This is a genomic window from Variovorax sp. 679 (genome assembly GCF_003952185.1).
Lineage (GTDB): Bacteria > Pseudomonadota > Gammaproteobacteria > Burkholderiales > Burkholderiaceae_C > Variovorax.
In genome coordinates, this window is the sequence record NZ_RXFS01000005.1 from 237,648 (window position 1) to 257,106 (window position 19,459).

At 69.3% G+C, this 19,459-nt stretch carries 15 protein-coding genes; 5 read left to right on the top strand and 10 right to left on the bottom strand.

Annotated elements, in window-relative coordinates:
• The first annotated feature begins 8 nt into the window (after positions 1–8).
• Together fdhD and EJO71_RS14360 are read left to right on the top strand one after the other, a co-directional pair.
• On the top strand, positions 9–860 hold the full coding sequence (fdhD, locus tag EJO71_RS14355; protein WP_125949421.1) for a formate dehydrogenase accessory sulfurtransferase FdhD: 852 nt from the start codon (positions 9–11) through the stop codon (positions 858–860).
• 43 nt (positions 861–903) lie between these two features.
• Positions 904–1,158 carry a formate dehydrogenase subunit delta gene (locus tag EJO71_RS14360; RefSeq protein ID WP_125949420.1) on the top strand — a complete coding sequence of 85 codons (255 nt, stop codon included), beginning with the start codon at positions 904–906 and terminating at the stop codon, positions 1,156–1,158.
• Between the two features lie 18 nt (positions 1,159–1,176).
• On the opposite strand, the gene EJO71_RS14365 is transcribed toward EJO71_RS14360, so the two are convergent.
• The 7 genes from EJO71_RS14365 to EJO71_RS14395 form a co-directional block, all read right to left on the bottom strand.
• A complete protein-coding gene (locus EJO71_RS14365; protein ID WP_125949419.1) occupies positions 1,177–1,494 on the bottom strand; it encodes a hypothetical protein in 318 nt (105 codons plus the stop codon).
• A gap of 96 nt (positions 1,495–1,590) precedes the next feature.
• A complete protein-coding gene (locus EJO71_RS14370) occupies positions 1,591–5,673 on the bottom strand; it encodes a translocation/assembly module TamB domain-containing protein (RefSeq protein WP_125949418.1) in 4,083 nt (1,360 codons plus the stop codon).
• A gap of 11 nt (positions 5,674–5,684) precedes the next feature.
• Positions 5,685–7,637 (bottom strand): BamA/TamA family outer membrane protein, encoded by a 1,953-nt coding sequence (locus tag EJO71_RS14375; RefSeq protein WP_125949417.1) that lies wholly within the window; start codon positions 7,635–7,637, stop codon positions 5,685–5,687.
• 63 nt (positions 7,638–7,700) lie between these two features.
• Complete coding sequence (locus tag EJO71_RS14380; RefSeq protein ID WP_125949416.1) at positions 7,701–8,888, bottom strand: VWA domain-containing protein; 1,188 nt, start codon at positions 8,886–8,888, stop codon at positions 7,701–7,703.
• Between the two features lie 33 nt (positions 8,889–8,921).
• Entirely contained in the window at positions 8,922–9,509 is a 588-nt protein-coding gene (locus tag EJO71_RS14385) for a GNAT family protein (RefSeq protein WP_125949415.1), read from the bottom strand.
• A 26-nt stretch (positions 9,510–9,535) separates the two neighbouring features.
• Positions 9,536–9,781 carry a hypothetical protein gene (locus tag EJO71_RS14390; protein WP_125949414.1) on the bottom strand — a complete coding sequence of 82 codons (246 nt, stop codon included), beginning with the start codon at positions 9,779–9,781 and terminating at the stop codon, positions 9,536–9,538.
• A gap of 4 nt (positions 9,782–9,785) precedes the next feature.
• Positions 9,786–10,640, bottom strand: a complete 855-nt coding sequence (locus EJO71_RS14395; RefSeq protein ID WP_093206569.1) for a MoxR family ATPase — start codon at positions 10,638–10,640, stop codon at positions 9,786–9,788.
• Positions 10,641–10,800: 160 nt separating this feature from the next.
• Between EJO71_RS14395 and EJO71_RS14400 the strand changes: the two genes are divergently transcribed.
• On the top strand, positions 10,801–11,493 hold the full coding sequence (locus EJO71_RS14400; protein ID WP_125949413.1) for a c-type cytochrome: 693 nt from the start codon (positions 10,801–10,803) through the stop codon (positions 11,491–11,493).
• Positions 11,494–11,585: 92 nt separating this feature from the next.
• On the opposite strand, the gene pcaG is transcribed toward EJO71_RS14400, so the two are convergent.
• Positions 11,586–12,194: a protocatechuate 3,4-dioxygenase subunit alpha gene (gene pcaG / locus EJO71_RS14405; RefSeq protein WP_125949412.1), complete on the bottom strand. Its 609-nt coding sequence runs from the start codon at positions 12,192–12,194 to the stop codon at positions 11,586–11,588.
• 17 nt (positions 12,195–12,211) lie between these two features.
• Positions 12,212–12,937 carry a protocatechuate 3,4-dioxygenase subunit beta gene (gene pcaH / locus EJO71_RS14410; RefSeq protein ID WP_125949411.1) on the bottom strand — a complete coding sequence of 242 codons (726 nt, stop codon included), beginning with the start codon at positions 12,935–12,937 and terminating at the stop codon, positions 12,212–12,214.
• 104 nt (positions 12,938–13,041) lie between these two features.
• On the opposite strand from pcaH, the gene EJO71_RS14415 reads away from it, so the two are divergent.
• Positions 13,042–14,031 carry a LysR substrate-binding domain-containing protein gene (locus EJO71_RS14415; protein WP_125949410.1) on the top strand — a complete coding sequence of 330 codons (990 nt, stop codon included), beginning with the start codon at positions 13,042–13,044 and terminating at the stop codon, positions 14,029–14,031.
• A 121-nt stretch (positions 14,032–14,152) separates the two neighbouring features.
• Here the strand turns inward: EJO71_RS14415 and EJO71_RS14420 are convergent, their stop codons facing one another.
• Positions 14,153–14,587 carry a DUF1841 family protein gene (locus tag EJO71_RS14420; protein WP_125949409.1) on the bottom strand — a complete coding sequence of 145 codons (435 nt, stop codon included), beginning with the start codon at positions 14,585–14,587 and terminating at the stop codon, positions 14,153–14,155.
• A 300-nt stretch (positions 14,588–14,887) separates the two neighbouring features.
• Here EJO71_RS14420 and EJO71_RS14425 point away from each other — a divergent pair, with 300 nt between their 5' ends.
• Positions 14,888–19,402 (top strand): hypothetical protein, encoded by a 4,515-nt coding sequence (locus tag EJO71_RS14425; RefSeq protein WP_240651398.1) that lies wholly within the window; start codon positions 14,888–14,890, stop codon positions 19,400–19,402.
• Positions 19,403–19,459 lie beyond the last annotated feature (57 nt).

The window sequence follows — 19,459 nt, forward strand, 5'->3', positions numbered from 1 at the left end:
CCCGCCGCATGAACCTGGCAACCGACACCGTGCAGTTCTGCGAAGGCGCGCAGCTGCTGCCCGTGCGCGGCGTGCGCGGCGGCCGGCCGTTCGATGTGCAGGACTGGGTGGCCGAGGAAGTGCCCGTGGCACTCGAATACAACGGCATCTCGCACGCGGTGATGCTCGCGACGCCGCTCGACCTGGAAGACTTCGCGCTCGGCTTCTCGCTCAGCGAAGGCATCCTCGATGCGGCGCACGAGCTCTATTCGGTGGAGGCCGAGCAGTCGGCGCTGGGCTTCACGGTGCACATGCAGGTGTCGGGCGCCGCCTTCTCGCGCCTGAAGCAGCGCCGCCGCTCGATGGCCGGGCGCACCGGCTGCGGCCTGTGCGGCACCGAGAGCCTGACTCAGGTGTCGCGCGAACTGCCGGTGCTGAGCGGCGGCGACACCGCACGGTTCGACCGCGAGGCCATCGGCCGCGCGATGTCGCAGCTGCCGTCGCAGCAGACCCTGCAGGAAGCCACCGGCGGCGTGCACGCGGCCGCCTGGTGCTCTGCCGATGGCGAGGTGATGTGGCTGCGCGAGGACGTGGGCCGCCACAACGCGCTCGACAAGCTCGTGGGCGCGCTCGCTGCCAACGACGTCGATGCCTCGGCCGGCTTCATTGCCGTCACCAGCCGCGCGAGCTTCGAGATGGTGCAGAAGGCCGCGATGGCCGGCGCACCGCTGCTCGCCGCGGTGTCGGCACCGACCTCCTTCGCGGTGGCCACGGCGCAGCGCGCGGGCCTCACGCTGGTGGGCTTCGCGCGGCAGCACGACCTGGGCGTCTACAGCCATCCGCAGCGGCTGCGCACGGCACAGCCGCACAGCGTGCGCTGAAGCTTCATTACTTCATCAAGCAACACATTTTTCAGAAAGTCCCATGGAGCACGATCACTCGGCACAGCTGGTCAAGATGGCCAACCAGATCGGCACCTTCTTCCAGGCGCAGTCGCCGAGCGATGCGGGCGCTGCCACGCAGGCAATCGCCGCGCACCTGAAGTCGTTCTGGGCGCCGAGCATGCGCATCCAGCTGATGCGCGATTTCGACGCGGGCAAGACGCCGCTGCTGATGCCGATCGTCGCCTCGGCGATCCGCAGTCACCGCGCGACGCTGCTGCCCGCTACCGGGAGCTGAGCAGGGGCACCGCTGCGGTCACGCCTGCGCGGGCGTGATGGGAGGCTGCTCGCGTGCCGGGCCTTCCTGCGCCTGCAGCAGCGATTCGTAGTAGAGGCACAGCGGCATGGCGATGAACACCATGCCCGCCACGTAGATCACGAGGCTCGTGACCGGGAAGTGCTCGCCACCCCAGTAGGGAATGGAAGCCACCGCCGCGATGCCCGCGATCAGCGCGATCGTGCCGCGCAGCGCGCCGCGCATGAACGCGATGCGCGAGAGCCCGGGTGGGGCGGACGTCCGAGAGCCTTCTGGAAAGTTCCGAAGGCTCTCGCCCTTGTCTCCATCTTTTTTCATCGTCGTCGCTCCTCGGTGAAGGCGAGGGACGGTTCTTATCACGCGCGCGAGACGCGGGTCAAGACCGAAGTCGGATGCGGTACCCCGCTGCCGCCTTCAGTCGTACTTGACCGTGTAGATCAGGTCGAGCCCGCTGGTCTGGCCGGCCTGCCCGCGCAGTGTGAGGCGCGTCGTCAGGTCGTAGAAGATGAAGAGCGTGCCGAAGGTGCCGCCGATGCTGCGTTCGTAGGTGATGTAGAAATCCTTCGACAGCCGCTTGCCCAGCGTCACGGCCGACTCGCGCAGGTCGCCGCCGCTGCCCGGGCCCTTGAAGCCGAGCTCGTCCAGTCCGAAGCGGCTGGCCAGGCCGCCGCCGGTGCCACCGCCGCCGATCCTGCCGAGCAGCGACAGCGCGGCCTGCTGCAGCAGCACCGATTCGCCGCCGCTGGTGGCCGAGGCGCGGCCCAGGATCACCCACGACAACGTTTCGGCATCGGACAGCGCCGGCTCCGAATACAGCTTCACGCGCGGCGACTGCGCGGTGCCGGTGATCTGCACGCCCGCGCGCTGCGACAGGTTCGGCCGGATCGCGAGGATGTCGAGCGCCGGGTTGTCGAAGGGTCCGTTGAAACGCGCGATGCCGGTCTCCACGTCGAGCTGCTGGCCGTAGGCGCGGTACTGGCCCTTCACGGTCTTCACTTCGCCGGTGATGCGCGGCGGCGCGTTCAGCCTCGTGCTGCGGATTTCCAGGTTGCCTTCGAGCCGGGTGGTGATGCCGCGGCCCTGCACCGCGAAGTCGTCGCCGAGGTCGAAGTCGACGGCGATGTCCGGCGGTTTCGCGGTCTGCGGCTTGGCGGCCTGCGCGTCGGCGCGGGCGGACTCGCGCTGCGCCGTCTCGGCCGCCTCGCGGTCCTTGGCGGCGGAGCGCACGACCACGTCGCTGCCCAGGCTGGGCGCCGTTTCGTCGGGCAGGATGATGACGGCGCGGTCGGTCTTGAGCTTGCCGCGCACGGTGAACTGGCCGTTGTCCAGCCTGGCCTGCAGGTCGCCCGAGAGCGTGACCTGCCGGTCGGTGCGCACCAGCACGCGCAGCGCGCGCAACTGGCCCTGCAGGGCCATGCGGATGCCCGAGGCGGTGCCGCCGGCCGGGCCCCAGCTGAGGTCGCCTGTGGCCGAGAGGGTGCCGCCGTCGGTGCGGGCTTCGCTCGCGGCGGTGCTGCGGTTGCCGCTCTGGCCGCCGATGCGCGCGGAGCTGCCGGCGCCGCCCTTGAGCGTGAATTCGGTGATCTCCACGCGCTCGCCGGTGAGCGTGGCGCGCAGCCTGCCGTCGCGCAGGTCCAGCCCTTCGACGGGTGCGCGCAGCGCGAGCTTGTCGGCGCCCAGCGTGCCGTTCCAGCGCGGCACGGCGCGGTTGCCAGAGAGCGTGGCGCTGGCGTCGAGCGTGCCGGCGATGCGCCAGCCCGGCGGTGCGAGCATCGACCACACGCCGAGGTTCGGCAGCGTGGCCTTGATGGTGCCGCCCAGCGGCGCGTCGGGAGCCCATTGCCAGCCGCCGGCGCGCTGCTGCACGCGGGTGTTGATGTCGGCGTCGATCTTGCCGGCGCGTTCGCTGTCCCAAGCGAGCACGGCGCGCACGGCGTCGCCGTCGGCATCGAGGCGCAGCTCGGCCTGGCGCAGGCCCGCGGGCGTGCTGGGCGCGTCGCCGCCCGCTGCCGAGGCTGAATTCATCGTGCGCTCGCTGGCGGTGCCCGTGCCGGTGCTGGTGATGCGCGTGACGAGTGCCGCTTCGCCCGCCTGCACGCGGATGTCGCCGCTCTGGCGCGCGAGGCGGGCCTTGGCGTGCAGCGTGTCGCCGGCGTCGATGTCCCAGTCGCCGTTGAACATGAGGTCGCCGCTGATGCCGTACTCGCTCAGCGCGGTGCTCGCGCCGAACGCGCCGGCCCAGGCCATCGGCAGGCCCTGCATCTGGCCCTTCGACTGCACGCGGAACACGCGGTTGGACGCGGCGCCGCTCTGGCTGAAGCGCAGCGGTTGCCAGTCGATGCGCACGGTGCCGGGGACAGGGCCGCGCAGCGTGGCTGAGGCGGCGGAGGCCTCCACGTCGAGACGCGGCGCGGTGCCCGCGCTGTTGTTGCCGCTGCGGATCGTCGCCGTGACCTCGCGGCCCAGCTCCAGCACCCATGGCGCGCCGGGGCGGGCGCTGTCCTGCGCCTGCAGCTTCAGGCTGGCCAGCGCAGCGCGCCATTGGCCGGCACCGGCGATGCCGCCGCTGGCGCGGGTGTCGATGTCGAACTTCTGCGTGCCGGTGGCGGCTTCGCCCTTCAGCGCGAGCGTGGCCTGCGCGAGGCTGCCGGCGAGGTCGGCCTGCAGGTTGCGCACCTGGATGTCGGTGGTGGTTCCGCCGGGCTGCGCGGAAGGCAGGGCCAAGTCCAGGCGCGGCACGCCGAGCACGGCCTTGAGGCTGGGTTCTGCGCTGCCGCGCGACGCGGGCGCGTTGGGGTTATCAAGCCGGCGCTGGATGGCCTGCCAGCCGCCCTGCCAGCTGGCGTCCAGCTTCGCCGAGCCCTTGGCACTCGCGTTGGCGAACACGTCCGACAGCCCCGGCAGGCCCTGCACCCAGCGCTGCAGGGTGTCGGCATCGTCGATGCTTGCCTTGATGTCGCCTGCGCCCGCATTCGGCGCGATGCGGCCTTCGACCTGCGCGCTGCCACCCGGCAGCACGAGCGCGAGCTTGCCGCTGGCGGCCTGCTCGGCCACGCGCACCTGCAGCCGGCCGTCGAGGCTGGCGCGCTGTGCCTCGATGCGCAGCGTGCGCAGGTCGAGCACCTGGTCTTTCCACTGGCCCTGGGCCAGCGCGCGGTCGAGCGCGAAGCCGGGCAGGGCCTTGCTGCCCGCGCCGCCGCCCTCGGCGCGCAACGTCGCGTCGAAGACGATGGTGCTTTCCTTCTGTTCGGCCTTGAGCTGGCCGCTGACGGGGGCGCCGGAGAGCTGGCTGTGCAGCGCGCCGGGGCGCACGCCGCGCACTGTGGCCTGCGCCTGCCAGGGGGAGGGCGCGGGGCTCCACTTGCCGGCCGCGTCGATGCGCCCGCCACCCGCGCGCACGGTGGCTTCGGGAAGGGTCCAGTGCGTGCCGTCGAAGCCGACCCTGGCCTGCACCTGTTCGATCGGCAGCTTTTCTTCGTTCCACGGGCCGGGCACGGCATTGCGGATGTCGGCCGAGGCCTTCCATGCGGCGGGGCCGGTGTCGGCGTCGGGCTGCAGCTCGACGGTGCCTGTGAGCTGGGTCTGCGGCGCGCCGGGCCAGAGGCTCGATGCATCGACGTTGCGCAGGTTGGCCTTGGCGTCGATCACCGGTTGGGGCAACCAGGGCGCGATCTGCGCCTGCAGGCTGGCTTCCATGGGCGCGTCGGCGTTCTCCTCGGCCGGCTTCAGCTCGGCCGCGACCTGCAGCCGCGCGGCGGTGCCGGCAAGCGTGCCTTTCACGGTGGCGGTGGCGAGCACGTCGATGTCGTGGTCCTCGGCCAGCGGTGCCTTCACCCGGCCGTCGAGTGCGGCATCGATCGCCATCGGCGCCGGGCCTTGCAGCTTCACGCGGGTGCTGTAGTGGCCGTCGGCGATGTCCACGCCCTTCACCTCGAGCAGGTGCTCCGCGGCCTTGTAGCTGTAGCTGCCCGAAAGGTTCAGCGCCTGCAGCACCGGCGGGCCGGCCCAGCGCAGCTCGTCGATGCGGAAGGGCAGTTCGACCTCGACCGGCAGCGCGAGCTGTTCGAGCGGTTCGGTGGGCTTGTCGCTCGGCGGGCCGCGCTTCTCGATCAGCACCTGCTTCGCATGCACCTCGCCGAGCTGCACCTTGCGCTGCAGCAGCGGCGCGAGCTGCCAGCCGATGGTGGCGTCGTTCACCTCGACGGCGATGCTTTCGCTCTGGTACTTGAGCCAGCCGATGCGCCCGCCGGTGCGCAGCGAGCCGGTGACGTCGCGGCTTTCGAGCGTCTGCCCGGCCGGCAGACGCTGCGCGGCCTGCGCGAGCGCGAAGGCGAGCGAGGTGTTCGAGCCCAGCCACCACCATGCGCCCGCGACCAGCAGCGCCACGGCGAGCAGCAGGCCGGCCAGGGTCCAGGCCACGGCGCGCATCACCCGGCGCGCGCGCGAGCGGCGAGGGGGCTGCGTCGTCGGCGTGGATTTGTCGTCGTCGGTCTGCATCTGGCGGTGAGTCAGAAAGTGAAGCCGAGGCGGAAGTGCAGGCGGAACTTCTTCGAGTCCACGCCGTAGGCCAGGTCGGCCTGCACCGGCCCGACCGGGCTGCGCCAGCGCGCGCCCACGCCCACGCCCACCTTGGGCTTGAGTTCGCCGGGCTTGTCGGCCACGGCGCCGGCGTCGACGAACACCACGCTCTCCCATTCGGTGAGCTTGTTGTTGTAGACGAAGGGGCGCTGCCACTCAACGCTGGCCACGCCGAGGTAGCGGCCGGCCACCGTGGTGCCGTCGGCGCGCACGGTGCCGATCTGCTTGTAGCTGTAGCCGCGCACGGTGGTGTCGCCGCCGGTCAGGAACATCAGCGTGGAGGGAATCTGCGCGCTTTCCTTGGCCGCCACCGCGCCGGCTTCGAGCCGCAGTTGCAGTCGGCTGCGGCGCGCGCTGGTTTCCTTGTCTTCGCCCGAGCCCAGCGGCAGCACGCCGAGCCAGCGCGCGTAGGTGCGGGTGAAGGGCGTCCGCTCGCCGGTGAGCGTGTAGCCCGCGGCCACTTCGAGCGCGATGCCGAAGCCGCGCGAGGGCGCGGAGTTGTTGTCGAAGTAGCGCCCGGTCCAGCCCCAGTTGGCCGTCACGGCGGAGGCCGAGGGCGGGGCGTTGGTGCCGCGGTTCTGCGCGTAGTCGTACTGCAGGAAGTAGCTGCGGTCGATGTGGTCGCCCGACTTGTCGCGCCCGCCGCGCAGGCGTCCGCTGTCGACCACGTAGCTGCCCGCCTGCTCGCTCTTGAGCTCGGCGCCCGAGAACCAGCGCCAGCCGTGGTCGTCGGGAATCGCCTTCAATTCGGTGGAGAGCGACTTGATGTCGTTGTCCACCGACAGCCGCGAGACGGCGCGCCAGCCCAGCAGCGGGATCTGGTTGTGGATGTGGTCGATCGACAGGCGCGGGCCGTTGTCGGTGGTGAAGCCCACGCCCAGCACCACCTTCTGAAGCGGCGCCTCGCGCAGCTGCGCGATGACGGGCGCGGCCAGCGGGTTGCCGCTCTCGGTGTCGAGCGTGAGGAACACCGAGTCGTAGTAGCCGCTGCTGGCAAGGCGCTGCTGCGCGTCGAGCAGCTTCTGCTGGTCGTAGTCCTGGCCGCTGGGCAGGCGCGCGATGCGGCGCGCGCCGTCGGGGTCGTAGCGCTGGATGCCGCGCAGCACCAGCGGGCCGAACCTGTAGGCAGGACCGGATTGGTAGGTGACGCTCAGGCGCGCCTCGCTGCGGTCTGCATCGACCTCGGCGCGGCTGATCTCGATGGTGCCGGTGGGAAAGCGCCTGGCTGTGAGGCTGCGCAGCGCGGTGGTCTTTGCATCGTCCCAGGCCTGCTGCGTGAAGGGCTGGCCGGCGCGCAGGGCCCAGGCGGTGCGGATCGAATCGCGCTGCGACTCGGCCGCCGCGTCGTCCGCGATGGCGCCGGCATAGCTGATCTGCACGTTGCTGACCTTGGTGATCTCGCCCGGCGACACGGTGATGACGATCTCGCGCGGGGCCTTCTCGCCCTGCGGCGTCTCGTTGAGTTCGAGCGTCAGCGTGGGAGCGAAGTAGCCGAGGGTGCCGAGCAGTTCGCGCGCATTGGCCTCTGCGGCCACCATGAGGCGGGAGATCTCGGTTGCGCCCAGGTCGTCGAGCTCGCGGTAGCGCTGGATCTCGAGGTGCAGCTTGAGGTAGTCGCGCACGGCCTCGGGGCCGCGCACGTCGACGGTGAAGGCGTCGCGTTTGTCCGTGGGCTTCTTGTCGCCGTCTTCCTTGCCGGCCTCATCCGAAGCGGTGGTGGTGCCGCCGGCCGAGCCGGCACGCACGAGGCCCGCCACGGGCTTGTTGCTTTCTTCGGCGGAGTCCTTTTTCGGCAGCAGGCTGCAGCCTTGCAGGAGCAGGACGCCGCAAAAAAGCAAAGCCGGCCACAACGCCGGCGAAGAAACAGAAACCGCCCTGACCATGGGCGGATTCTGACAGCAAGCCCGGCCGGTTCCTGAAGGCCCGGCCGGATCGCCGGCATCGTCCTACTTGGACAGCATGCGCATCGCTTCCTCGAGGCCCCGCAGCGTGAGGGGGTACATGCGGTTCGACATCAGCTGCTGCATCACCGCGATGCTCTGGCGGTACTGCCACACGCCCTGCGGCTCGGGGTTGATCCACGCGAACTTCGGGAAGGTGTGCGTGAGGCGTTGGATCCACTCGGCGCCGGCTTCCTCGTTGTTGTATTCGACGCTGCCGCCGGGCTGCAGGATCTCGTAGGGACTCATGGTCGCGTCACCGACGAAGATGAGCTTGTAGTCCTTGTTGTACTTGCGCAGGATGTCCCAGGTCGCGAACTTCTCGGAGAAGCGGCGCTTGTTGTTCTTCCACATGAAGTCGTACACGCAGTTGTGGAAGTAGAAGAACTCCAGGTGCTTGAACTCGGTCTTCACGGCCGAGAACAGCTCTTCCACGCGCTGGATGTGCTCGTCCATCGTGCCGCCCACGTCCATCAGCAGCAGCACCTTGACGTTGTTGTGGCGCTCGGGCCGCATCTTGATGTCGAGGAAGCCGGCGTTGGCGGCGGTCGAGTGGATGGTATCGTCGAGGTCCAGCTCCTCGTCATGGCCCTCGCGCGCGAACTTGCGCAGCCGGCGCAGCGCGACCTTGATGTTGCGGGTGCCGAGCTCCTGCGTGTCGTCGTAGTCCTTGTAGGCGCGCTGGTCCCACACCTTCACGGCGCTCTTGTTCTTGCCCGCGCCGCCGATACGCACGCCCTGCGGGTTGTAGCCGCCGTTGCCGAAGGGCGAGGTGCCGCCGGTGCCGATCCACTTGCTGCCGCCCTCGTGGCGCTCCTTCTGCTCCTCGAAGCGTTTCTTGAGCGTTTCCATGAGCTCGTCCCAGCCCATCTTCTCGATCTTGGCTTTTTCCTCGGCCGTGAACTCGCGCTCCAGCGTCTTCCTGAGCCAGTCGAGCGGCACTTCCTTGGTGAAGTCGGTGAGCATCTCCACGCCCTTGAAATAGGCGGCGAAGGCGCGGTCGAACTTGTCGTAGTGCTTCTCGTCCTTCACGAGCGCGGTGCGCGAGAGGTAGTAGAAGTCGTCCAGGCTGTGCGCGCCGTCGGAGTTGGGGCCCACCACGTCGGCCTGCAGGGCCTCGAGCAGCGTGAGGTATTCCTTGACCGAGACCGGCAGCTTGGCCGAGCGCAGGGTGTAGAAGAAGTCGATGAGCATTGGGGCGCTCCTTCCTTGTGTGTGGCAGGCAGCTCAGCCGCGCGGCTTGTCGAGCAGGTACAGCAGCTGCGCCTTCACCTCGGGCCATTCGCCCGAACGCAGGCTGTACATGACGGTGTCGCGGATGGTGCCGTCGCGGCGCATCGCGTGGCCGCGGATCACGCCGTCCTTCTTCGCGCCCAGCCGCTCGATGGCGCGCTGCGAGGCGTAGTTGAAGTTGTCGGTGCGCCAGCCCACCACGTTGCAACCCAGCGCGTCGAAGGCGTGCGTGAGCATCAGCAGCTTGCAGGTGGTGTTGACGTGGGTGCGCTGGCAGCGCGCGGCGTACCACGTGTAGCCGATCTCCACGCGCTTCACGGCCGGCAGGATGTCGTGGAAGCTGGTGCTGCCGAGCACGGTGCCGGTGGCCTCGTCGGTCACGGCGAAGGCGAAGCGGTCAGCCGTCTTGAGCGCGGTCTCGATGTAGGTGCGGGTGTTCTCCGGCTCGGGCACGGAGGTGACGCGCAGCTTCCACAGCTCGCCGTCGGCGGCCGCGGCGCGCAGGCCGTCTTCGTGTTCGAGCGACAGCGGCACCAGCGCGATGCCGCGGGCCTTCAGCGTGACGGGTTCGACGAATGCCATTCTTTTCTCCGGGCTCTCCTCGGGCTTCAGCCGCGCGGATCGCCGTACTTGCCCGCGTACCAGACGCGCGCGGCCTGTGCGCCGGCGCCGCCGCCCAGGCCGATCAGCGCGATGCCGATGATTTCGCGCTTGTTGTATTCGCCGCTGCCGAAGGCGTCGAGGCCCAGCAGCAGCCCGAGCCCGCGGCCCAGCAGCGCGCCCACCACGAACATCACGGCCTGGGCAATGCCCAGCTTCATGAGCTGCCTGGTGGAGTGTTTCTGGCTGCTCATGGGTTCAGCGGTTGTTGCGTTGCATGAAGACGAGCTTCTCGAAGAGCGTCACGTCCTGTTCGTTCTTGAGCAGCGCACCCACCAGCGGCGGCACGGCGACCTTGTCGTCCTTGCTCTGCAGGGCTTCGAGCGGGATGTCTTCGGCGACCAGCAGCTTGAGCCAGTCGAGCAGCTCGGAGGTGGAAGGCTTCTTCTTCAGGCCGGGCAGGTTGCGCACGTCGTAGAAGGTCTTCATCGCGGCCGCGAGCAGTTCCTGCTTGAGGCCGGGGAAGTGCACGCCGACGATGTGCTTCATCGTCTCGGCGTCGGGGAACTTGATGTAGTGGAAGAAGCAGCGGCGCAAGAAGGCGTCGGGCAGTTCCTTCTCGTTGTTCGAGGTGATGAACACCACCGGCCGGTGCTTGGCGCGGATCAGCTCGCGCGTCTCGTAGCAGTAGAACTCCATGCGGTCGATTTCGCGCAGCAGGTCGTTCGGGAATTCGATGTCGGCCTTGTCGATCTCGTCGATGAGCAGCGCCACCGGCTGGTCGGCGGTGAAGGCCTGCCAGAGCACGCCCTTGACGATGTAGTTGTTGATGTCGCTCACGCGTTCGCCGCCGTCGACGTCCTTGAGCTGCGAGTCGCGCAGGCGGCTCACGGCGTCGTATTCATAGAGGCCCTGCTGCGCCTTGGTGGTCGACTTGATGTGCCACTGCAGAAGCGGCAGGCCGAGCGACTGGGCCACTTCCTCGGCCAGCATGGTCTTGCCGGTGCCGGGTTCGCCCTTGACGAGCAGCGGGCGCTTGAGTGTGATGGCCGCGTTGACCGCGAGCATCAGGTCCTGCGTGGCGACGTAATTGTCTGAGCCCTGGAATTTCATGAATGCGATGAGTGAAACGGAGGCTGGGGTGGAGAAAAGAACACACCCGATGTGCGTCGTGCAGCCTCAGGGTTGGCCTGCACAGGGTTCCAGGGGACCCCTGCATATAATCGAATGTTGATCCGAAAAACTGTACTCTCCACGAGATTGTGCGCGCAAAATGAACAAGTTGTTGACCACGATGTTTGCCCTTGCTGTCGCTTCCGTGACGGTCTCGGCTGAAGCCCAACAAGTCACTGGCAAGGCCCAGGACGGAGCAAAGAAGGTACAGATGTGCGTGGGCTGCCACGGCATCATCGGCTATCAGGCCAGCTTCCCGGAGATTCACAAGGTGCCGATGATCGCCGGCCAGAGCGCCACCTACATCACGGCAGCGCTCACCGCGTACAAGGGCGGCGACCGCAAGCATCCCACGATGCGCGCCATCGCCGACTCGCTCTCCGACCAGGACATCGCCGACGTCGCCGCCTACTACAGCCAGCTCGGCACGAAGGACGGCAGCGCACCGCCCGCCACGCTGGCCAAGGCCACGCCCGCCAACGTCGAGGCACTCATCACCCGCAACGCAGACAACAGCTGCACCAAGTGCCACGGCGCCAACTTCAACACGCCGAACGATGGCACCGTGCCCAAGCTGGCCGGCCAGCATGCCGACTATCTGTTCGTCGCACTCAAGTCGTACCGCGTGAAGAACAACTCGCACCTGGGCCGCTCGAATGCGGTGATGGGCCAGCAGGTCGAGGAGAAGAAGTTCACCAACGCCGAGCTCAAGACGCTCGCCAGCTACATCAGCTCGCTGCCCGGTGAGCTGAAGACGGTGCCCGAATCGCGCATCCATCACGGCGCCGAATAAGCGTTCAGTGCAGGCGCTTCGTTGCGCACAAACAAAAAAGCCCGCTGCTGCGGGCTTTTTTGTGTCCGGGATTTCCCTGAGAGAACCGCGGATCAGACGTCGAAGAACGCCGTCTCGTCCGTGCCCTGCATGCGGATGTCGAAGCGATAGGTGACGGCGCCGCCTTGCTCCACGCGCTCGGCGATCAGCGTGTGGCGGCGGTCGACCGGCACGCTCTGCAGCACCGCGTCCTTCGCATTGGCCTCGGCCTCGTCGCTGAAGTACACGCGCGTGAACGCATGCAGCAGCAGGCCGCGCATCAGCACGATGACATTGATGTGCGGCGCCTCGCCGGGCGATTCGGCGCCGGGCTTGACGGTGTGGAACACGAAGCGGTTGCCCTCGTGCGTGCCGGTGCCGACGCGACCGAAGGCGCGGAAGCCCATGGCGCGCGCTTCTTCCGGCGTCTGTGGATAGCGGCCTTCGCCGTCGGGCTGGCTGATCTCGACCAGCGCGTCGTTGATCGGATTGCCGTCGCCGTCGATCACGCGGCCTTCGAGGCGGATGCGTTGGCCGGTGGCGTTGTCGAGCGCCACGACGGAGTCGAAGGGCTGGTCGAAGTCGTAGCCGTACTGCGTGGCGGTGAGGCCGTAGGCGAAGTAGGGGCCCACGGTCTGCGAGGGGGTCTGGCCGAAGTCGGCTTCCTGTGCGGTCATCAACATGATGCGTGTCTCCTGGCTCAGCGGTTCTCGAAGGGGGTTTCGTCTGCGCCGCGCAGCACGATGTCGAACTGGTAGCCCAGCGCGTAGCCTTCCTCGGTGATGTCGAGGCTGAAATCGGCGATCAGGCGGTTGCGATAGCGCTCGGGGGTGCCGGTGATCATCGGGTCGTACTGCATCAGCGGGTCGCCGGGGAAGTACATCTGCGTGACGAGGCGGCTCGCGAAGCTCTGGCCGAACAGCGAGAGGTGGATGTGCTGCGGACGCCAGGCGTTCGGATGATTGCCCCACGGGTACGCGCCGGGCTTGATGGTGAGGAAGCGGTAGCGGCCTTCGCTGTCGGTCAGGCAGCGGCCCGCGCCGAGGAAGTTGGGGTCGAGCGGCGCGTCGTGCTGGTCGACCTTGTGCACATAGCGGCCGGCGGCGTTGGCCTGCCACAGCTCGACCAGCGTGTTGGCCACCGGGCGGCGGCGGTCGTCGAGCACGCGGCCCGTGAGGATCATGCGTTCGCCCAGCGGCTCGCCGTTCTTGCGCGCGTTGCGCGTGAGGTCGTGGTCGAACTCGCCGATGCTGTCGTGGCCGTACACCGGCTGCTGCAGTTCGCCGAGCGAGGCCTTCAGCGGAATCAGCGGCTTCTGCGGGCCGCGCTTCACGGTGGACTTGTAGCCGGGATACACGTAGCTGGGATGGGCTTCCCAGTCGCGCGGCGTGAGGATGGGCGATTTGCCTTGGGTCTTGGTCAACATGAACGTTGTCTCCTGTCGTGGGACGAATCCGGAAGCCGCCACTTTAGAAGCGGCATCCGATGATGTAAATTGAAGATTGCTCCGTTCTCAATAACCAGAAGGCATTGAAAGACTCCGCCGATCTTCGACAGGATTTCGTGCGCAACGTGCAGTTGCGGCACCTGCGCTGCCTCGTCGCCGTGGCGCAGGAACGCCACCTCGCGCGCGCGGCCGAGCGGCTGGCGCTGAGCCAGCCGGCCGTGTCCAAGACGCTCTCCGAGCTGGAGGCCATCGCCGGCACGCGGCTGGTCGAGCGCAGCAAGGCCGGCCGGCGCGGCGTGCAAGGGCTCACGGCGGCCGGCGAGCAACTGCTCGCGCATGCGCTGCGCGTGCTCGAGGCGCTCGACGCCAGCGCGCAGGCCGTGGCGCCGGCAACCGGCGGGCGCATCGAACGCCTGCGCATCGGCGCATTGCCGAGCGTGGCGCCGGCCCTGCTGCCGGCGGCGCTCGCAAGGTTGCGCGACAGCCGGCCTTCGGTGCAGATCGTGGTGAAGAGCGCGGCCAACGCCGCGCTGCTCGACGAGCTGCGCGCCGGCGAGCTCGACCTGGTCGTCGGCCGCATGAGCGATCCGCGCCTGATGGGCGGCCTGAGCTTCGAGCTGCTGCACACCGAGGCGCTGGTGTTCGCCGTGCGCGCGGGGCATCCGCTGGCGCACAGGGCGGTGTCGGTGCAGGCGGTGCTGGCCTATCCGCTGGTGGTGTACGGCGAGGGCACGATCCCGCGCCACAACACCGAGAGCTTCCTGTCGGCACGCGGCCTCGTGCTGCCGGCCAATGCGCTGCAGACGCTCGACGTGGCGGTGGCCCGCGCGCTGGTGGCGGTGTCCGATGCGGTGTGGATCACGCCGCTGGGCGCCGCGCGCGGCGAGCTGGCGGACGGCCGTCTCGTGCGGCTGCGCATCGAGACCGGCGGCACCGAGGAGCCGGTCGGCCTGCTGCAGCGCAGCGACGCCGAGCCTTCGGCGCTGCGCGGCGCCATGGCCGCGCTGCTGCGCGAGGCGGCGAAGCAGCAGGGTGCGGTGCCATCCGCAGCCAGACGGAAGCGAGACGGCTGACGGAAGCGAGACGGCTAGCCGGTTTCCACCGGGAACACCGCGGAACCGGCTTTGCCGGGCCGCTGGTGTTGCCCCCTGCAAGGGGGTGGCGAAGCGACACGAAGTGCGCGAAGCCTGGGGGTTAGTCCTTCGTCGCCCTGCGCTGCACGCAGGCCACGTAGCCCTCGCCGTCCGGCGGCCTGCCGGCGCGCTGGCTCTCCCACATCATCTGCCCCAGGCATTCCATCGCCTCGTGATGCGCATGCAGCAGCGAGCCGCGGCGCGCGGCCAGAAGCTCGACGGCCTGGCGGATGCCGCGCGGCTGGTCGATGGAGCACTGCTCGCTGATCGACAGATGCATCGACAGATGAAGGAACGGGTTCTCGCGCCCGTTCGATCCGTCGTAGACCCGCGCCACCGCCGCGTCGGCGTCGGCCAGGTCCTCGTGGTACTCGGGGTGCTCGTCGATCCAGCCGGCGGCGATGGTCTCGAGCGCTTCCATCGGCAGGCCCTGCCGGTGCTTGGCGTACACGTCGCAGAAGAAGCGGCGCACGTCTTCCTGGGAGGGGTTGAACATATCTATATAGAGGTAGAAAAAAGAAGAGTGGGGGCCGTGCGCGCGAGCCTCTTCGCAGGCGGCTTCGCGGACTCTCGGATGTGTCGGACGTTCCGGGTACGAGGCGTTACATCGTTACGTAACGAATCGCTGATTGACCTCCTTACGAGCTGTTTCCACACCTCGCCGGAAGGCAGGCAAAAAGAAAATTCTCCATGTGAATCAACAAGTTGCAGCACCTGCAACCGCTTTGGCATGGGGCGCGGAAAAAGCGGCACGCTAGTTGCCCCTGAGTAGGCATCTTTTGTCACAGAGGCTGCCATGACCGCTCAACAAGCATCGACCAATCCGACCGAGGGACTTGCCGCCGCTGGCGCTGCTCCTGTGGTCATCGCCCAGGCCACCGTCACACCGCTCGGCACTCCCGGCGTGGTGAGTTCGGCGGCGCCCGCCGCAGCTGCGGCCCCCGCCAGCATCGGCACATTATCGAACGCCACGCCAGGCGTGGAGGTGATGCGCGACGGTGTCCGCATTCCCGTCGATGGCAATCAGACGCTGATGGCCGGCGACCGCGTGATCGTTCCTCAGGACGGCCACGCCAATGTTCTCTTCCCCGGATCGGCCACCAACAAGGCCCCGCTCGCCGGCGTGTTCACCGGCGGCACCGATGCCACCATCGGCTCGACCAAGCTGCCCGGCGGCCTCGAACAAGTGAATGTGGATGTCGCCTCGGGCGACCTGCAGGTGACCCCGCCGGACAGCGATGCGGATGCAGCTGCCCTGGCCGTCACCAAGAAGCTCGCTGCCGGCAGCGGCATCGGGCTGGGTGAATTCGCACTCGGCGCCCTCGGCGCCGCAGCACTCGGCGCCGCGCTCAGCGGCGGTGGCGGCGGCAGCGACAGCGTGGTTCCGCTGCTCGTCGGTTCGGGCAACCCGACCACGCCGGGTGATTCCGACGCGGATGCCGACTCGGATGCCGATGCCGACGCGGATGCGGACGGTGATGCCGACGCCGATGCCGACGCAGACGCCGATGCCGACGCAGATGCAGATGCAGATGCCGACGCAGATGCCGACGCAGATGCCGACGCAGATGCCGATGCAGACGCAGATGCCGATGCAGACGCCGATGCCGATGCAGACGCCGATGCCGATGCAGACGCCGATGCCGATGCAGACGCCGACGCCGACGCCGATGCAGACGCCGACGCAGATGCCGATGCAGACGCCGATGCAGACGCAGACGCAGACGCAGACGCAGACGCAGACGCCGATGCAGACGCAGACGCAGACGCAGACGCAGACGCAGACGCAGACGCCGATGCCGATGCAGACGCAGACCACCTCCTCGACCCGGGCGACAGCCTCGTCAACCACGTCACCGACAGCCTCAGCGGCGCGCTCGGCCTCGGTACCTCGCTCACGCCGGTCACCAACGTGGTCGACGGCTTGACCGACACGCTCGACGACGTGCTGGCTCCGTTGCTCGGCAGCGAGTTCACGCCGAACAATCCCAACCAGTTCGATCCGATCGACAACACCGTCGGCAGCGTGACCGACCTGCTGGGCGGCACCCTGAGCCCCACGCTCGACAACCTGCTGGGCGCCGGTGCCACCACCGCCATCCTCGGTACCGTGCTGGGCCAGGTCGACTACCTGACCGACGCGCTGAACAACGGCCTGACCAACCTGGTCGGCGACCACGGCATCGTCAGCGGCCTGACCGATGCCCTAGGCCTCGGTGGCGTCACCGACCAGCTGCTCGGCAACGATGGTCTGGTAGGCGGCCTGCTTGGCAACGTGCTCGGCGACGGCAGCCTGGTCTCGGGCCTGCTGGCCGAAGACGGTCTGGTCGGCGGCCTGCTCGGCCACGACGGCCTCGTGGGCGGCCTGCTGGCTGAAGACGGCGCCGTGGGCGGCCTCCTCGGCAACGTGCTGGGCAGCGACGGCCTCGTGGGCGGCCTGCTCGGCGACGGCGCGGTGGGCAGCCTGACCGGCGGCCTGCTGGGTGAAGACGGCCTGCTGGGCGGCCTGCTCGGCGACGGCAGCGCACTGGGTGGCCTGCTGGGCAACGACGGCCTGGTCGGTGGCCTGCTGGGCGGCGACGGCACCTTGTCCAACGTGCTCGGCAGCGGCGGCCTCACCGGCGAACTGCTGGGCCACGGCGGCCTGATCGACAGCCTGCTCGGCCAGGATGGCGCGATCTCCGGCATCATCGCCGACAGCCCGCTGGGTGGCCTGCTCGGCGGCGAAGGCGGCCTGCTGGGCGGTGCGCTCGGTGGCCTGCTCGGCGACGACGGCCTGGTCGGCGGTCTGCTGGGCGACAACGGCCTCGTCGGCGGTCTGCTCGGCAACGATGGCCTGCTCGGCGGTGTCCTGGGCGGCGATGGCCTGCTGGGTGGCGTGCTCGGCAATGACGGCCTGCTCGGCGGTGTGCTGGGCGACGACGGTCTCGTCGGTGGCCTGCTCGGTGGCGATGGCCTGCTGGGCGGTGTGCTCGGCGACAACGGCCTGGTCGGCGGCCTGCTTGGCAGCGACGGCCCCGTGGGCGGCCTGCTCGGCGACAACGGCCTTGTCGGCGGTCTGCTGGGCGGCGATGGCCTGCTGGGTGGCGTGCTCGGCGGCGACGGCCTCGCTGGCGGCCTGCTCGGGCCGGACGGCGTGGTCGGCGGCCTCCTGAGCGACGACGGCGTCGTCGGCGGCTTGCTCGGCAACGATGGCCTTGTCGGTGGTCTGCTCGGCGGCCTGCTGGACGGCATCGGTGGTGGCGGCACCCCTGGCACCGGCGCGGCGCTGCTCGATCCGGCCGACGGCGTGCTCGGCAACCTGGCCGACGGCCTGAACGAAGGCCTGCTGGGTGGGCTTGGCCTGGGCAACGTGCTCGGGCCGGTGGTCGGCGTGGCCGACAACCTGACCGACACGGTCGACGGCCTGCTGGGCCCGGTGCTCGGCACCAGCTTCACGCCGAACGATCCCAACGTGCTCGACCCGGTCGACGGCCTCGTTGGCCAGGTGGCTGGCGGTGCCGCCGGCCTGCTGAGCCCGCTGACCGACCAGCTGCTCGGCACGAACACGACGGCCGCGCTGCTGAACGGCGTCACGGCGCAGGTCGACTACCTGACGGACGGTGTAGCCAACCTCCTGTCCGGCGATGGTCTGCTCGGCGGTGTGCTGGGAGACAACGGTCTGCTGGGCGGCGTGCTCGGCGGTGACGGTGGTCTGCTCGGCGGTGTTCTGGGAGACAACGGTCTGCTGGGCGGTGTGCTCGGTGGTGACGGTGGTCTGCTCGGTGGTGTTCTGGGCGACAACGGTCTGCTGGGCGGTGTGCTCGGTGGTGACGGTGGTCTGCTTGGCGGAGTACTTGGCGACAACGGTCTGCTTGGTGGCGTACTCGGTAGCGTGACCGGCGGTGACGCTGGTGGCCTGCTCGATGGCGTGCTCGGCAGCGACGGTCTGGTCGGTGGTCTGCTCGGCTCCGTGACCGGCGGCGACGCTGGTGGCCTGCTCGACGGCGTGCTCGGCAGCGACGGCCTGGTCGGTGGTCTGCTCGGCTCCGTGACCGGCGGCGACGCTGGTGGCTTGCTGGACGGCGTACTTGGCAGCGACGGCCTGGTCGGTGGCCTGCTCGGCGGTGTGACCGGCGGCGGAGCTGGTGGTCTGCTCGACGGCGTGCTCGGCAGCGACGGTCTGGTCGGTGGCCTGCTCGGCGGTGTGACCGGCGGCGGAGCTGGTGGCCTGCTCGACGGCGTGCTCGGCAGCGACGGCCTGGTCGGTGGCCTGCTCGGCGGTGTGACTGGCGGCGGCACTGGTGGCCTGCTCGACGGCGTGCTCGGCAGCGACGGTCTGGTCGGTGGCCTGCTCGGCGGTGTGACCGGCGGCGGAGCTGGTGGTCTGCTCGACGGCGTGCTCGGCAGCGACGGCCTCGTCGGCGGTCTGCTCGGCGGTGTGACTGGCGGCGGCACTGGTGGTCTGCTCGACGGCGTACTCGGCAGCGATGGCCTCGTCGGCGGCCTGCTCGGCACCGTGACCGGCGGCGACGCTGGTGGTCTGCTCGACGGCGTACTCGGCAGCGATGGCCTCGTCGGCGGCCTGCTCGGCACCGTGACCGGCGGCGACGCTGGTGGTCTGCTCGACGGCGTACTCGGCAGCGACGGCCTCGTCGGTGGTCTGCTCGGCACCGTGACCGGTGGCGGCACCGGCGGTGTGCTGGATGGCGTGCTCGGCAGCGACGGCCTCGTCGGTGGTCTGCTCGGCACCGTGACCGGTGGCGGCACCGGCGGTGTGCTGGATGGCGTGCTCGGCAGCGACGGCCTCGTCGGTGGTCTGCTCGGCACGGTGACCGGCGGCGGCACTGGTGGCCTGCTCGACGGCGTGCTCGGCAGCGACGGCCTCGTCGGCGGTCTGCTCGGCACGGTGACCGGCGGCGGCACTGGCGGCGTGCTCGACGGCGTGCTCGGCAACGACGGCCTCGTCGGCAGCCTCCTGGGTCAGGACGGCCTGGTGGGCAGCCTGCTCGGCGGCCTGACCGGCGGCAACAGCCCGGTGGCCAACATCCTGCAGCCGGTGACCGATGTCGCCAGCAGCGTGACCGGCACCGTGACGCCGGTCGTGTCGACCGCCACCAGCGCAGTGCACGACGTGACCGCGCCGGTGACCGACATCCTGGCAGGCGCCACGACGGCGGTGGCTCCGGTGGCGGACGCGGTCAGCAGCGTGACGACGGGTGTCGACCATGCGGTCACCCCGCTGGTGACGAACGTCGTGACCCCGATCACCAGCCTGGTCGAGCACGCCGTGTCGCCCGTGACGAACGTCCTGCACGGCCTGCTGGGCTGATCGGCCGGAAACAGACAACAGAAGGAAGAGGGGCGAGGGAGCTTGCTGCAGCACCAG